Below are 14,807 nucleotides of genomic sequence, written 5' to 3'. Positions count from 1 at the left end.
GCCGGAGTTGGTGACGGTGAATCCGAATCTCACGGTGATGATGATCGGTGAGCGCTGCGCCGAACTGATCCGCGGCAAGTAGCGAATGTCCCGTGCCCCTGGCCCCGGTTCGCGATGAACCGGGGCCTGGGCTGGGATTGTATTGCGTAATTAGGCTCAAGGTTACGGCCCAGCTGGTCGCCGATTCCTCGACGGCGTATTCTCACAGGGGTGACCACCGTGAATGAAAATGGCAAGTTAGCTTCCGTCCAACCGTGGACCGAGCCGCTGCTGCCTGCGCTGATCGACTTCCGCCGCGAGCTGCACCGCAACCCAGAACTGTCCTTCGCGGAGCACCAGAGCACCGCGCGAATTCTCGCGGCATTGCGTGCCGCCGGGCTCGAACCGGTGGCCATGGAGCAGACCGGTGCATTCGTCGACGTGGGGATGGGGCCGATCCGGCTCGGGCTGCGCGCGGATATCGACGCGCTGCCGGTGATGGAAGAAACCGGACTGGATTTCGCCTCGCTGACCGACGGGGTGGCCCACGCCTGCGGCCACGACATCCATACCACCGTGATGCTCGGCGTCGCGCTGGCATTGCAGCGGATGGACGAGGCCGGGGCGTTGCACGGGAAAATTCGGGTGATCTTCCAGCCTGCCGAGGAGAAACTGCCCGGCGGCGCGCTGTCGGTGATCGAGCAGGGGATCCTGGATGAGGTGCCACGCGTGCTGGCCCTGCACTGCGATCCGCGGATCGACGTGGGCAAGATCGGTACCCGCATCGGCGCGATCACCTCGGCCAGCGATACCATTCGGATCGAGGTCAACGGCCGCGGCGGGCATACCTCGCGTCCGCATTTGACCGAAGACATCGTCTTCGCAATGAGCCAGATCGCCACCCAGGTCCCGGCGGTGCTCGGCCGCAAGGTCGATGTGCGCTCGGCCGTCTCGGTGGTGTGGGGGCAGATTCATGCCGGCAGCGCCCCGAATGCGATACCCGCTACCGGATACCTGGCCGGAACCATGCGTTGCCTCGATGGCGAGGTCTGGTATGCGGCCGGTGAGCTGCTCGATGCTACGGTCCGCCAGGTGGCAGCCCCCTATGGGGTGGAGATCAAGATGCAGCACACCCGCGGGGTGCCGCCGGTAATCAACGCTCCGAGCGAAACCGCGTTGATCGAAGATGCCGGTCGCCGAGAATTTGGTGCGGCCGCGATCGAATTGACCCCGCAGTCCATGGGCGGAGAAGATTTTGCCTGGATGACGCAGAAGGTGCCGGGGGCAATGTTGCGACTTGGCACCCGCACTCCGGGAGGCAAGACCTACGACCTGCACCGCGGGGACTATAACCCAGATGAACGATGCATCGGCACGGGCGTGCGTTTAATGACCGCCGCGGCGGTGCAGGCCATCGACGAAGCGCTGGCCAACTAGGGGAAACCCAAAAGTTTTTAACACTTCTTTGAAGCATTAACAAATCGTCATCTGACTTGGAGTTTGACGTTAAGCGCTTGCCGTTACGTGTTCGGGAAGTTACCGGTTTGCAATCTTCCACGTCTTTACCTCTGTCGTATCTCCGATAGGCTATGGAAACGATGGGAAAGCTAGTACTTTTGTGCCGCTCGCGAAGGCCATCTTCGTGGGGTTACAGGTTCCTCGCCTCCCGGTAATCTCGCACTTCACTCATGGAGGTTTAGATGCGCTTCGTATCGCGCAAGACCGGTATGGCCGCGGCCATGCTCGGCATTTCTGCTTTGGCATTGAGCGCCTGTGGCGCCGCTCCAGAGGAAACCGGCGGAGCTGCCGGCAACTCTGACTACATTGGCTGCATCGTTTCCGACTCGGGCGGATTCGACGACCAGTCCTTCAACGAATCCTCGCACCGCGGCCTGCTGGCCGCCGCCGACGATATTGGCTTCACCCCGCGCGAGGCGGAGTCGAAGTCGAACGCCGACTTCGCCACCAACCTCACCGGCATGATGAACGCCGGCTGCAATCTGACGGTCACCGTCGGATTCCTGCTCGGCGACGCAACCGCCGAAGCCGCTGCCGCTAACCCGGAGAAGCACTTCGCGATCGTCGACTTCCAGTACGAGGAGCAGATCGAAAACGTCAAGCCGATCATCTATGACACGGCCCAGGCAGCCTACCTGGCCGGCTATGCGGCAGCTGCCGCCTCGGAGACCGGCACCGTTGCCACCTTCGGCGGCGTCAAGATTCCTACCGTCACCATCTTCATGGACGGCTTCGCCGACGGCGTTGACAAGTTCAACGAAGACAAGGGCGAGGACGTCAAGCTGCTGGGCTGGGACAAGAAGAAGCAGGACGGCACGTTCACCGGCGACTTCGAAAAGCAGGACAAGGGCAAGCAGGTGACCAAGAACTTCATCGACAACGGTGCAGACGTGGTCATGCCTGTGGCAGGTCCGGTAGGCAAGGGCGCCGGCGCTGCGGTGCAGGACGCCAACAAGGCCGGCAAGGACGTCAAGCTGGTTTGGGTTGACTCCGACGGCTACGTGACCGCGCCGGACTACAAGGACGTCATGCTCACCTCGGTGGTCAAGACCATGGATAAGGCCGTCGAAGAGGTCATCGTCGCCGATGCCGCAGACAACTTCGATTCGACCCCATATGTCGGAACGCTGGAGAACGAGGGCGTTGCCCTGGCTCCATTCCACGACTTCGACTCCAAGGTTTCCGACGAAACCAAGGCAGAGCTCGAGGCCCTGAAGGCCTCGATCATCTCCGGTGAGCTGAAGGTTGAATCGGCTGCCAGCCCTAAGTAGGGTTTGGCGCACCACAGAATAAGTCATCCGAGCGCGTCACCGCTCACCGCCCGAGCGGTGTGCAGGTGACGCGCTCTATGCCTGCCCACCTGCCAGCAACCGAATAACAAAGATGGTGGAATCGTGAAACTCGAACTACGAGGAATCTCGAAAGCCTTCGGTTCTTTCTACGCCAACAAAGACATCGACCTCGTCGTCGATGATGCCCAGATCCACTGCTTGCTCGGTGAGAACGGCGCGGGAAAGTCCACGCTAATGAACGTGCTCTACGGTCTGTACCAACCGACCGAGGGGCACATCCTGCTCGACGACAAGCCGGTGGCATTCTCCGGCCCCGGCGATGCCATGGCCGCCGGCATCGGCATGGTGCACCAGCACTTCATGCTGATCCCGGTGTTCACCGTCGCCGAGAACATCGCCCTGGGCGCCGAAGCCACCAAGGCCGGCGGCGTGCTGGACCTGCAGGTCACGCGCAAGAAGGTCCGCGAAATCTCCGATCGCTATGGGTTCAACGTCGACCCGGACGCGGTCGTCGAGGACTTGCCCGTCGGCGTGCAGCAGCGCGTGGAAATCATCAAGGCGCTGGTCCGCGAGGCGAAGGTGCTCATCCTCGATGAGCCAACCGCGGTGCTGACCCCGCAGGAAACCGACGAGCTGCTGGATATCATGCGCCAGCTCAAGGCCAACGGCACCTCGATCGTGTTCATCTCGCATAAGCTGCGCGAGGTGCGCGCGGTCTCCGATGTGATCACCGTGGTCCGCCGCGGCCTGGTCGTCGATTCGGTCGCCCCCGAAACCTCCACCACCGAGCTGGCCAACCTGATGGTCGGACGCGCCGTGCAGCTGAATCTGGACAAGGAAGCGGGCACCCCGGGGGAGGCCAGTCTCGCGGTGCGCGAGCTGAGCGTCATCAACCCGGCCGGCACCACCACCTTGGACCGGGTCTCCTTCGACATCCATAAGGGCGAGATCCTCGCCGTGGCCGGGGTGCAAGGCAACGGGCAAACCGAACTGACCGAGGCGATCCTCGGCACCCAGCCGGTGAATGCCGGATCGATCAAGCTCGACGGGCAGGAACTGGTCGGCAAATCGGTCAAGGCGGTGCTGCGCTCTGGCGTGGGATTTGTCCCCGAGGACCGCTCGGTGCACGGGCTGGTCACCCAGTTCTCCATCGAAGAGAACCTGATCCTGGACCTGTACGACCGAAAGCCCTTCGGCAAGGGGATTTCGATGAATCTGGAGGCGATGAAGAAGAACGCGACCAAGCAGATCGCCGACTTCGACGTGCGCACCGACAACCCGCTGAACCCGGCGTCCAGCCTTTCGGGCGGCAACCAGCAGAAGGTGGTTATGGCCCGCGAGCTGAGCCGCGATTTGAAGCTGTTCATCGCCTCGCAGCCCACCCGCGGCGTGGATGTGGGCTCCATCGAGTTCCTGCACCGGCGCATCGTCGCCGAACGCGACAAGGGCACCCCGGTGCTGATCGTATCCACCGAGCTGGACGAGGTGATGGAGCTGGCGGACCGGATCGCGGTGCTCTACAAGGGCAAGATCAACGGCATCGTGCCGGGGGACACCTCCCGCGAGGTGCTCGGCCTGATGATGGCCGGAGTCTCCCAGGAGGATGCGACCAGCCAGGCCGGGCACGTGAAGGCGGATGCCGAACCCGTCGAGGCGACCCCGGTGCCGGTGGAAACCAAACAGCCCGGCCAAGCAGCGCCGGGCGAAAGCAACGCAGCGGAAGGAGAAGCGCAGTGAGCGAGAACCCCATCGGCGAGATGCCGACCGCCGAGAAGCCGGCAGCGCAGCCCGATGGCGGGCGGGCGAACAACGAGCTCTTCCGCAAGATCACCCAGGGCCCGGGCATCGTCTCGCTGCTCGGCGTGATCGTCGCCCTGGTCATCGGCGGCCTGCTGGTAGCGGTCACCGACAAGAAGGTCATCGAGACCTCCAGCTACATCTTCGCCCGACCCAGCGATTTCTTCTCCCAGCTGTGGCGCGCGGGAACCGAAAGCTACGTGGCGCTGTTCAACGGCTCCATCTACAACTCCGCACGGGGCTTCTCCCCGTTCCTGGAGACCCTGACGGTCTCCACCCCGCTGATCTGCGCGGGCCTGGGCGTTGCCCTGGCCTTCCGCGCGGGCATGTTCAACATCGGTGCCCAGGGGCAGATCATCATCGGGGCCACGATGGCCGGCTATGTCGGGTTCGCCTGGCACCTGCCGCTGGTGCTGCACCTGCTGCTGGTGATCATCTTCGGGCTGCTCGGCGGCGCGCTGTGGGGCGGGCTGGTGGGCCTGCTCAAGGCCCGCACCGGCGCGCACGAGGTGATCTTGACGATCATGTTCAACTACGTGGCGCTGTACCTGCTGGACTTCTTGATGAACACCACCGCCTTCCGCCGTCCCGGCGAGACGAACCCGATCTCCCCGATCCTCGACGCCAACGCGACCTTCCCGGCGATGCCCGGTTCCCGGTTGCACCTGGGGTTCGTCATGGCGATCGGGCTGACGGTGCTGGTGGCCTGGATGCTCAAGCGCTCCACCCTCGGCTTCGAATTCCGCGCGGTAGGGCATAACCCGCAGGCCGCACGGACCGCCGGGGTGAACGTCGCACGGACCACCATGCTGGCGATGGCCTTCGCCGGCGCGCTGGCCGGTGCCGCCGGCGTCGCCCAGGTGGCCGGCACCGAGAAGGTGCTCACCGCCGGTGTGGCCGGCTCGCTCGGCTTCGACGCGATCACCGTGGCGCTGCTGGGCCGCTCCACCCCGTGGGGGACCTTCTTCGCCGGACTGCTGTTCGGCGCCTTCCGCGCCGGTGCGGTCAATATGCAGATCTCCACCGGCACCCCAATCGACATCGTGCTCGTGGTGCAGTCGCTGATCGTGCTGTTCATCGCCGCTCCGCCGCTGGTGAAATCGATCTTCGGCATGAACCCCAAGCGACGCGCGCGCGTCGCCGAAACCACCAAGGCAGGTGCCAAGTGACCACCATGACGACTCAAGGCCTGCAACCGTCGATCACGCTGTTGCCGAGCAAGAAAACCCCAATCGTGCTCAGCGTCATCGCACTGATCACGCTGATCAGCTTCGGCTTCCTAGGCAGCAGCCAGGCGGCGCACTTCTCGCTGAGCACCGCCACCGACGCGTTCACGATTCCGGACCTGGTCTTCCCGGGCATGGCCACGAATATCGTCTTCGGGGTGCTGCTGGTGGCCCTGGCGGCCTATTCGTGGAGGCTGCGCGCCAAGGGGCAGGCCCTGCCGACCTGGGCGGTGGTGATCGCCGCGGTGCTCTTCGTCCTGGGCTTCCTGATCTGGGTGGTCTCCGGGGCGAATATCAACAGCATTTCGCTGGCCAGCCTGCTGGCCGGCGCGGTGGTGCTCGCGGTGCCGCTGGTCTTCGGTTCGCTCTCCGGAGTGCTCTGCGAACGTGCCGGCGTGGTCAACATCGCCATCGAGGGCCAGCTGCTCGGTGGCGCGTTCACCGCGGCGATCGTCGCCTCGGTGACCAAAAACGCCTTCGCCGGGCTGATCGCCGCGGGCATCGCCGGCGCGCTGGTTTCCCTGGTGCTCGCGGTCTTCGCAATCAAGTACCTGGTCAACCAGATCATCGTCGGCGTGGTGCTCAACGTGCTGGTCTCGGGCATCACCGGGTTCCTCTTCACCACGGTGATGCAGGAAGATCCGGAACTGTTCAACTCGCCGGCCCACCTGCCGATCATCGCGATCCCCGGGTTGAGCGCCATCCCGGTGATCGGCCCGATCCTGTTCAAGCAGTCGCTGATCGGCTACCTGATGTACGTGGCGGTCTTCCTGGTCTGGTTCGGCCTGTTCAAAACCCGTTGGGGGCTGCGCGTGCGTGCGGTGGGCGAACACCCGAAGGCCGCGGACACCCTGGGCATCAAGGTCAACGCCACCCGCTTCTGGAACGTCACCCTCGGCGGCATCGTCGCCGGCATCGGCGGCTCGTTCTTCACCCTGGTGGCGATCGATTCCTTCACCAAGGAGATTTCCGGCGGCCGCGGCTTCATCGCGTTGGCCGCGGTGATCTTCGGACGCTGGAACCCGATCGGAGCCTTCGCCGCCGCGCTGCTCTTCGGCTTCGCGGATAACCTGCAGGTGATCTTGACGATTATCGGCACACCGGTGCCAAGCCAGTTCATGGCGATGATGCCGTATCTGGTCACGATCTTCGCCGTCGCCGGACTGGTGGGCCGCTCGCGTGGCCCGGCGGCCGTCGGCGAACCGTATGTGAAGGAATGACAATCCCCATGGAAAACAACACCGCGCCGTGGTCGCAGCTCGAAGCTGCGGCCGCGGCGGCGCTGTCCACGGCCTATGCACCCTACTCGAAGTTCCGGGTGGGCGCCGCGGCGCAAACCACCGATGGGCGAATCGTCTCGGGGTGCAATATCGAAAACGCCGCCTACGGGGTGACCCTGTGCGCCGAGTGCGCCATGGTCGGCGAAATGTTCGCCACCGGCGGCGGCCAGCTGGCGTACTTTGTCTGTTTCGGCCAGCTGGAGGCGGGCAAGGTCGAACTGATCACCCCCTGCGGGCGCTGCCGCCAACTGCTCTTCGAGCACCGGGGTGCCGACATGCTGATCAAAACCGATACCGGCATCCTCACCATGGAACAGCTGCTGCCCTACGCCTTTGGCCCGAACGATATTGCCTTGTGACCCGCGCGCTTTTGCGTAGCGAAGTCACCTCCGAGAAATTGACGAGTAAGGAACCAGATTATGGCTGCCGAAAAATTTAGTGCCGTCGATATCATCCGCACCAAACGCGATGGCGGGGAACTCAGCGGCGAGATGATCGACTGGACCATCGAGGGGTACACCCGCGGCGCCATCGCCGAAGAGCAGATGTCCGCGCTGAATATGGCGATCTTCTTCCGCGGCATGAACCGTTCGGAAATTTCGCGCTGGACCCACGCGATGATCAACTCGGGCGAACGCATGGACTTCTCCGGGTTGACCGATGCCAACGGCAAGCGGCTGGCCACCACCGACAAGCACTCCACCGGCGGGGTGGGGGATAAGATCACGCTGCCGCTGGCACCGCTGGTCGCCAGCTTCGGGGTGGCCGTCCCGCAGCTCTCCGGCCGCGGCCTGGGCCACACCGGAGGCACCCTGGATAAGCTCGAAGCCATCCCGGGGTGGCGTGCGGCATTGACCAACGAGGAGATGTTCGCCCAGCTTTCGGGTGCCGGCGCGGTGATCTGCGCCGCGGGCACCGGGCTGGCCCCGGCGGATAAGAAGCTGTACGCGCTGCGGGATGTGACCGCCACCGTGGACTCGCTGCCGCTGATCGCCTCCTCGATTATGAGCAAGAAGATCGCCGAAGGCACCGGCACGCTGATCCTGGATGTGAAGGTCGGTTCCGGCGCCTTCATGAAGGACGAGGCGATGGCCCGCGAGCTCGCCGAAACCATGGTCTACCTGGGCACCGATTCCGGGGTGAATACCGTCGCCTTGCTGACGAATATGGACACCCCGCTCGGGTTGACCGCCGGCAATGCGATCGAGGTCGAGGAATCCGTTGAGGTGCTCGCCGGCGGCGGGCCGGAGGACGTGGTCGAGCTGACCGTGGCCTTGGCCACCGAGATGCTCGCCGGTGCCGGGATCAAGGGCGTTGACGTGCGCGCCGCGCTGGGCAACGGCCAGGCGATGGACCGCTGGCGGCAGATGATCATCGCCCAGGGCGGCGACCCGGACGCGAAGCTTCCGGTGGCCACCGAATCGCATACCGTCTACGCGCCGGCCGAGGGCGCGCTGCTGAAGCTCGACGCGATGGATATCGGCTTGGCGGCCTGGTTCCTGGGCGCGGGGCGTGCCCGCAAGGAGGATTCGGTGCAGGCAGGTGCCGGCGTGCGCTTGCATGTGAAGCCCGGCGCCTTGGTGCGCCGCGGGCAGCCGATCGCGACGCTGCTGACCGATACCCCGCAGAAGCTGCCGCGCGCCATCGAACTGGTGGAAAAGTCGATCCTGATCGGTTCGGATACCGACCGGGCGGACACCCGCCTGATCTTCGATCGGATTGCCGCGAAGTAGCCGAACTTCCGCGAACGCGCCGGAATCTCGTCGACGCAAGGCGGCACCCGACCCACGCCGTGGTCGGGTGCCGCTGTCGTTTTTCGCGGTGGTCGTGAACCGCTGCTCCGCGCGCGGCTCTAGCTCCCGGCAAACTCCCGGGAACCGGAAGGCGGTGTTCAATCGTTGGACAGATGTCTCCACCCGTGGGTGTGGATGGATAAAATTCATTATGCGACGACGGTCGGATGCATCGGTGCGAGTTCTCGAGTGAGAATGGAATCACGGCGCGTCAGGCGCAAGCCCGGGGGAAGAAGCAGAGATTAATGGAACTGGTCAACGAGGCGATCACGCAGGCAGCAAGCGCATGGTGGGTGCTGCCGCTGTTGTTTCTGTTCTGCATGATCGATGCGTTTTTCCCGATCGTGCCCTCCGAGTCCTTCCTGGTCTCGCTGGCCGCCGTGGGCGTGAACACCGGATCGCCCAACCTGGTATTGATTGCAGTGCTTGGCATTTCCGGGGCCATCGTGGGGGACCAGATCACCTTCCTGATCGGCCGCAAGCTCGGGGCGCGCGGCTTCGCGTGGATGCGCGGAAAGCGGGCGCAACGCGTGCTGAATTTTTCCGCGCGCAAGCTCCAGACCTCAGGGGCGCTGCTGATTTTCACCGCACGCTATATCCCCGTGGGCCGCGTCGCGGTGAATTTGACGGCGGGCGCCACGGGCTTCAGCCACCGCCGCTTTACCCTCTTCGACATCATCGGCTGCGTCACCTGGGGCGCCTATTCGGTGGGCATCGGAGCGTTGGCGGGCAATTGGCTGGCGCATAACAAACTGCTGGGAATCATCGTCTCGGTGGTGCTCGCGGTGCTGCTGGGCTACCTCATCGACCTGTTGGTCAATCGGGTGTTTGCCCGGTACAAGCGGCGCACGCAGAACGGCGCACCGGCCGAAACCTCCGGGGCGCTGGAGCTGGTCCCGCCCGAGCGCGAACAGGGTTAACCCGCCGGCTTGACGATGGTCACATAGCGGCTCGCAGATCTTTACCCAGCAGAACTATCTGTGCGGAGGAATTGCGACTAGGCTCGACCTGTGACTGAAGAAATGATTCATCTTGCCTATGATCCCGAGTTCGACTTCCGGGATCTGCCCAAAGTTTCGCTGCATGACCACCTTGACGGTGGCTTGCGCCCGCAAACCATCATCGACTTGGCAGCGGAGGTCGGCCACGAGCTGCCGGCCACCGACGCCGAAGCCTTGGGTGAATGGTTCCGTGAATCGGCCGACTCCGGTTCGCTGCCACGCTACCTGGAAACCTTTGACCACACCCTGGCCGTAATGCAGACCCGCGATGCGCTGATCCGCGTGGCTCGCGAATTCGTCGAAGACCTCGCGGCCGACGGCGTGATCTACGGCGAGGTGCGCTACGCACCCGAGCAGCACCTGCGCGAGGGGCTGAGCCTGGACGACGTCGTCGACGCCGTGCAGGAAGGGCTGGATCAGGCCTGCGAGACGCTGAACAACGAGGGCCACCCGATTCAGGTTGGCCAGCTGCTCTCCGCCATGCGCCAAGCAGACCGCGGCCTGGAGATCGCCCAGCTGGCCTTGCGCCACCGCGGACGGGGCGTGGTCGGATTCGACATCGCCGGACCCGAGGATGGGTTCCCGCCTTCGCGCATGAAGGACGCCTTCGACCTGCTGGCCGAGAATCTCTTCCCCGCCACCGTGCACGCAGGCGAGGCCGCCGGGCTGGACTCGATCAAGGATGCAATCCTGGTCGGCCGCGCCACCCGCTTGGGCCACGGCGTACGCGTCGCGGAAGATATCGAAATCGAGTTCGGCGGCGTGGACGACGACGGGGAAACCCTGGACCAGGACACCGGACTGGTTTCCTTGGGCCCGGTAGCCAACTGGGTGCGCGAACGCGGCATTCCGCTGGAAATCTGCCCGTCCTCGAACCTGCAGACCGGCGCCACCGCCGGATTCGGCGAGGGAATCGAATCCCACCCGATCGACCTGCTGGTGCAGACCGGGTTCAACGTCACCATCTCCCCGGACAACCGGCTGATGAGCGGCACGGGCCTGTCCGATGAATTCGAATTGCTGGTCGAGGCCTTCGACTACGATCTCGAAGACCTGCTGGATCTGACGCTGAACGCCGCCGAGGCGGCCTTCGTGCCGCTGGAAATGCGTGAACTGCTGGTCGAATACATCAACGACTACTACGCCGACCTGCTCGACGAAGACGACGATGAGGACGACGACGAGGATTACGAAGAGATCTAGTTCTCGACGCAATCATTCGCGCAAGGGCCACCGAACCGGTGGCCCTTGCGACGTTTAACCCTGCCCGAGGCAGGGTGGCGGGAGCCGAAATCGATGCACTATGCTCGAATTTGTGGGCAAAATCTTTGAGGGCATAGACGAGAACCTGAAGACCTGGATTCAACGGCAGCCGATGTGGTTCGTGGCCACCGCGCCGCTATCGGACCAAGGGCATGTGAACATCTCCCCGCGCGGGCATGACTCCTTTTCGGTGCTGGGCCCGAACCAGGTGGCCTGGGTGGACTACACCGGCAGCGGGGTGGAAACCATCGCGCATATCCGGGAAAACGCCCGGGTGTGCCTGATGTTCAATTCCTTCGACGACCGGCCACGCATCGTGCGCCTGCACGGGCGCGGGGCGGTTCACCTGCCGGGCGAGGAAATCTTCGAGAAGGTTGTTGCCTTGCACCCGGAGCATCCAAGCACCCGCGCGGTGATTTCGGTTCAGCTCACCCGGATCAGCGACTCCTGCGGTTGGGGAGTACCGGTGATGGAGCTCGCCGGGGAACGGGAGCTGCTGCGCCTGCAGGCCGAGAAAAAAGGCGCCGCGGGCATGGAAGAGTACCGCACGCAGAAGAATTTGCTGAGCATCGATGGTCTGCCCGGGCTGCCCGCATCCATGTGATTAGCTTGTAGGCATGCAAAGCGAGAGCGAATTAGACCGGCTGATCTGGATCGTCGGGACCTTGCGGGAGCGCTGCGCCTGGACCGGCGCGTTGACCCATGAGTCCCTGCGCACCTACCTGATCGAGGAATCCTATGAGGTGCTCGACGCGATTGGCGCGCAGGATGCGCAGCTATTGTGCGAGGAGCTCGGGGACTTGCTCTTCCAGATCCTGCTCCATGCGCGGATCGCCGAGGAACGGGAGCACTTCGGCCTGCAGGAGGTGGCCAAGGCGCTGGCCGACAAGCTGCAAAGCCGCAACCGGCATGTCTTCGATGCCCAGGGTGGGCTCGAACCGGTGATCACCACGGACATCGCTGAGATCATCCGAATTTGGGATGCGGCCAAGCAGTCCGAACGCGCCGGGGCGCCGCGGCGTAAGAATGCCGGGCTTCCCGCCGGTCTTCCCTCGCTGGCGCTGGCGCAAAAGCTGCTGGACCGGCACCGGCGTGCGGGGGCCGCGAAACTGCCGGAGCCCACCAGCGAAATCCGGGAGCGGGTGCATGACGCGCAGAGCCTTAGTTCCGAACTGCTGGCCCTCTCGGCGCGGGCCGAGGAGCTTGGCTTGGATGCCGAAACGGTGCTGCGCGACGCGCTGGCGAAAAATTATGCTGGAACGAAGCGCGAAACAACGTCGCCCTAACAAGGGGTGAAGCGCTAGGCTAGGGAACAGGCAATGGTGCCAACGGTCGATCGGACCGCTGGATCGACCAGCCCTTAGACAACCCCTTTATACAAGGAGTCCTTACTCATGGCATTGATTGACGCCATTCACGCGCGCGAAATTCTTGATTCCCGCGGAAATCCGACCGTTGAGGTCGAGGTCCTACTTACCGATGGTGCCCATGGCCGCGCCGCGGTTCCATCCGGTGCTTCCACCGGCCAGTTCGAAGCCGCGGAACGTCGCGACGGCGACAAGAAGCGCTACCTCGGCAAGGGCGTCTTGGGCGCCGTTGGGTCGGTAATCGAAGAGATCGCCGATGAGTTGGAGGGCCTGGACGCCACAGACCAGCGCTCCATCGACCAGGCGATGATCGAGTTGGACGGCACCGCCAACAAGTCGAAGCTCGGCGCCAACGCCATCTTGGGCGTTTCCCTGGCCGTGGCCAACGCCGCGGCCGCCAGCGCCAACCTGCCACTGTTCAAGTACCTGGGCGGCCCGAACGCCCACGTGCTGCCGGTGCCATTGATGAACATCCTCAACGGCGGCTCGCACGCCGACTCCGATGTGGACATCCAGGAATTCATGATCGCTCCGCTGGGCGCCGATACCTTCTCCGAAGGCCTGCGCTGGGGCGTCGAGGTCTACCACAACCTCAAGTCGGTACTGCAGGAAAAGAAGCTGTCCACCGGGCTGGGCGACGAGGGCGGCTTCGCGCCGAACCTGCCAAGCAACCGCGCCGCACTGGAACTGATCACCGAAGCCATCAAGCGCGCCGGCTACACCCCGGGCAAGGACATTGCCCTGGCGCTGGACGTGGCCTCCTCGGAGTTCTACGAGAACGGCGCCTACCAGTTCGAAGGCGAAGCGCGCAGCGCACAGCAGATGAGCGATTACTACGCCTCGCTGGTTGCCGACTTCCCGCTGGTATCCATCGAGGATCCGCTGGATGAGAACGACTGGGAAGGGTGGAAGACCCTGACCGACAACATCGGCGACAAGGTGCAGCTGGTCGGCGATGACCTCTTCGTCACCAACCCGGAACGCCTGGCTCAGGGCATCAAGACCAATACGGCGAACTCGCTGCTGGTCAAGGTGAACCAGATCGGCACCCTCACCGAGACCCTGGACGCCATCTCGATGGCCCAGCGTGCCGGCTACACCACCATCACCTCGCACCGTTCGGGCGAGACCGAAGATGTCACCATCGCCGAGATCTGCGTGGCCACCAACGCCGGCCAGATCAAGACCGGTGCCCCGGCCCGAAGCGAGCGCGTAGCGAAGTACAACCAGCTGCTGCGCATCGAAGAGGACCTGGGCGAGGCAGCAGTTTACGCAGGAACCAGCGCGTTCCCGCGTTTCAACAGCTAATCTTCAGATAAAACGAATAAGCTCGTCGGTAGTTGGATACCGACGGGCTTATCGTTATTTAATGGAGATACCGTTGGAAGTACGAGTTTGAATGGGGGAGTATGGCGCAGCGACCACCGCGCATGCCGCGACGAAACACCCCAGCAAGCACCGGGAAACCGGAAGCTGACTCCGGTGAACGTAGCGAAATAGACGAAGCACCGGCAGCCGGCGCGCGCAGTGAAACCAGTGGGGCCCACCAGGCGGAGCCAGCCACCGACGCGTTGCACGTGGTACCAAGCGCGAAAAGGAATGCTCCGGCGGCGCGCAGGGCGCGGACGGCTCCATCCCCGGAACGCAAAACAGCTGGCACCGGTTCTTCTGGCGCGCCCGCGGCGCCGCGGCCAGCCAAGCCCGCCGCCAAGCCTGCCGCGGGGAAACCGAAGGCGCCGCTGCGCGAACGTGCCAAGGAGAAGCAGAGCGAACGCCGCCGCGATGACCGGGTGAAGTTCTCCGCCGCAGTCCGCCGCAAGCCGGGGGAGAAGGCCGAGGCCCACAGCCAGCCGCCGGCCGGCGAACCGGTGGCGGCCCATCGCTTCTCCGGACGCGTGGCCGCACTGCTGGTAGTGCTCGCGTTCTTCGCCGTGATGCTGGTGCCCACGGTGAACTTCTACCGCACCCAAATGACCGAAATCAACGAACTGCGTGCCTCGATCAGCGCGAAGGAGCAGCAGCGCGACGATCTGAAGGCCGAGATCGCACGTTGGGACGATCCGCTGTATATCAAGCAGCAGGCCCGCGAACGGATAAACTTGGTGATGCCGGGCGAAAAGCTGTACAAGGTGGTGGGCGAACTTCCAGCTGAGGAAGAAGTCCAAACAAGCAATGGCAGCACCTATGAGGTGCGCGCCGATCTTCCATGGGTTGATGCGCTGCTCGATTCGGTGCATCGCTCGGCGACCGACTGATAACTTACCGGCTCCCTGCACCAGGGACGAACCACA

At 64.0% G+C, this 14,807-nt stretch carries 13 protein-coding genes; all 13 read left to right on the top strand.

Features of this window, described 5'->3' with window-relative positions; all coding sequences use genetic code 11:
- The first annotated feature begins 219 nt into the window (after positions 1-219).
- The 13 genes from CQ019_RS17310 (at position 220) to CQ019_RS17250 (ending at position 14,771) form a co-directional block, all read left to right on the top strand.
- A complete protein-coding gene (locus tag CQ019_RS17310; protein ID WP_105553939.1) occupies positions 220-1,416 on the top strand; it encodes an amidohydrolase in 1,197 nt (398 codons plus the stop codon).
- 263 nt (positions 1,417-1,679) lie between these two features.
- Entirely contained in the window at positions 1,680-2,768 is a 1,089-nt protein-coding gene (locus CQ019_RS17305; protein ID WP_105553919.1) for a BMP family protein, read from the top strand.
- A 123-nt stretch (positions 2,769-2,891) separates the two neighbouring features.
- Positions 2,892-4,526 (top strand): ABC transporter ATP-binding protein, encoded by a 1,635-nt coding sequence (locus CQ019_RS17300; protein WP_105570254.1) that lies wholly within the window; start codon positions 2,892-2,894, stop codon positions 4,524-4,526.
- A 20-nt stretch (positions 4,527-4,546) separates the two neighbouring features.
- Positions 4,547-5,755 carry an ABC transporter permease gene (locus CQ019_RS17295; protein WP_105553938.1) on the top strand — a complete coding sequence of 403 codons (1,209 nt, stop codon included), beginning with the start codon at positions 4,547-4,549 and terminating at the stop codon, positions 5,753-5,755.
- Positions 5,756-5,760: 5 nt separating this feature from the next.
- Positions 5,761-7,032 carry an ABC transporter permease gene (locus tag CQ019_RS17290; protein WP_096287811.1) on the top strand — a complete coding sequence of 424 codons (1,272 nt, stop codon included), beginning with the start codon at positions 5,761-5,763 and terminating at the stop codon, positions 7,030-7,032.
- 8 nt (positions 7,033-7,040) lie between these two features.
- Positions 7,041-7,451: a cytidine deaminase gene (locus CQ019_RS17285; protein ID WP_096287755.1), complete on the top strand. Its 411-nt coding sequence runs from the start codon at positions 7,041-7,043 to the stop codon at positions 7,449-7,451.
- Between the two features lie 60 nt (positions 7,452-7,511).
- Positions 7,512-8,825: a thymidine phosphorylase gene (locus CQ019_RS17280; protein WP_105570253.1), complete on the top strand. Its 1,314-nt coding sequence runs from the start codon at positions 7,512-7,514 to the stop codon at positions 8,823-8,825.
- A gap of 305 nt (positions 8,826-9,130) precedes the next feature.
- Entirely contained in the window at positions 9,131-9,805 is a 675-nt protein-coding gene (locus CQ019_RS17275) for a DedA family protein (protein WP_096287751.1), read from the top strand.
- 102 nt (positions 9,806-9,907) lie between these two features.
- Positions 9,908-11,089: an adenosine deaminase gene (locus CQ019_RS17270; RefSeq protein WP_374954812.1), complete on the top strand. Its 1,182-nt coding sequence runs from the start codon at positions 9,908-9,910 to the stop codon at positions 11,087-11,089.
- A 112-nt stretch (positions 11,090-11,201) separates the two neighbouring features.
- A complete protein-coding gene (locus CQ019_RS17265; protein WP_105570256.1) occupies positions 11,202-11,753 on the top strand; it encodes a pyridoxamine 5'-phosphate oxidase family protein in 552 nt (183 codons plus the stop codon).
- 13 nt (positions 11,754-11,766) lie between these two features.
- Positions 11,767-12,435: a MazG nucleotide pyrophosphohydrolase domain-containing protein gene (locus CQ019_RS17260; RefSeq protein WP_105570252.1), complete on the top strand. Its 669-nt coding sequence runs from the start codon at positions 11,767-11,769 to the stop codon at positions 12,433-12,435.
- Positions 12,436-12,543: 108 nt separating this feature from the next.
- Entirely contained in the window at positions 12,544-13,824 is a 1,281-nt protein-coding gene (gene eno, locus CQ019_RS17255) for a phosphopyruvate hydratase (protein WP_105553914.1), read from the top strand.
- Positions 13,825-13,925: 101 nt separating this feature from the next.
- On the top strand, positions 13,926-14,771 hold the full coding sequence (locus CQ019_RS17250) for a septum formation initiator family protein (protein ID WP_105570251.1): 846 nt from the start codon (positions 13,926-13,928) through the stop codon (positions 14,769-14,771).
- The last annotated feature ends 36 nt before the right edge of the window (positions 14,772-14,807 follow it).

It is taken from the genome of Arthrobacter sp. MYb229 (assembly GCF_002975405.1).
GTDB lineage: Bacteria > Actinomycetota > Actinomycetes > Actinomycetales > Micrococcaceae > Glutamicibacter.
Note: the sequence above shows the minus strand (reverse complement) of the source record. Positions and strands in the feature narration are given on the sequence as shown.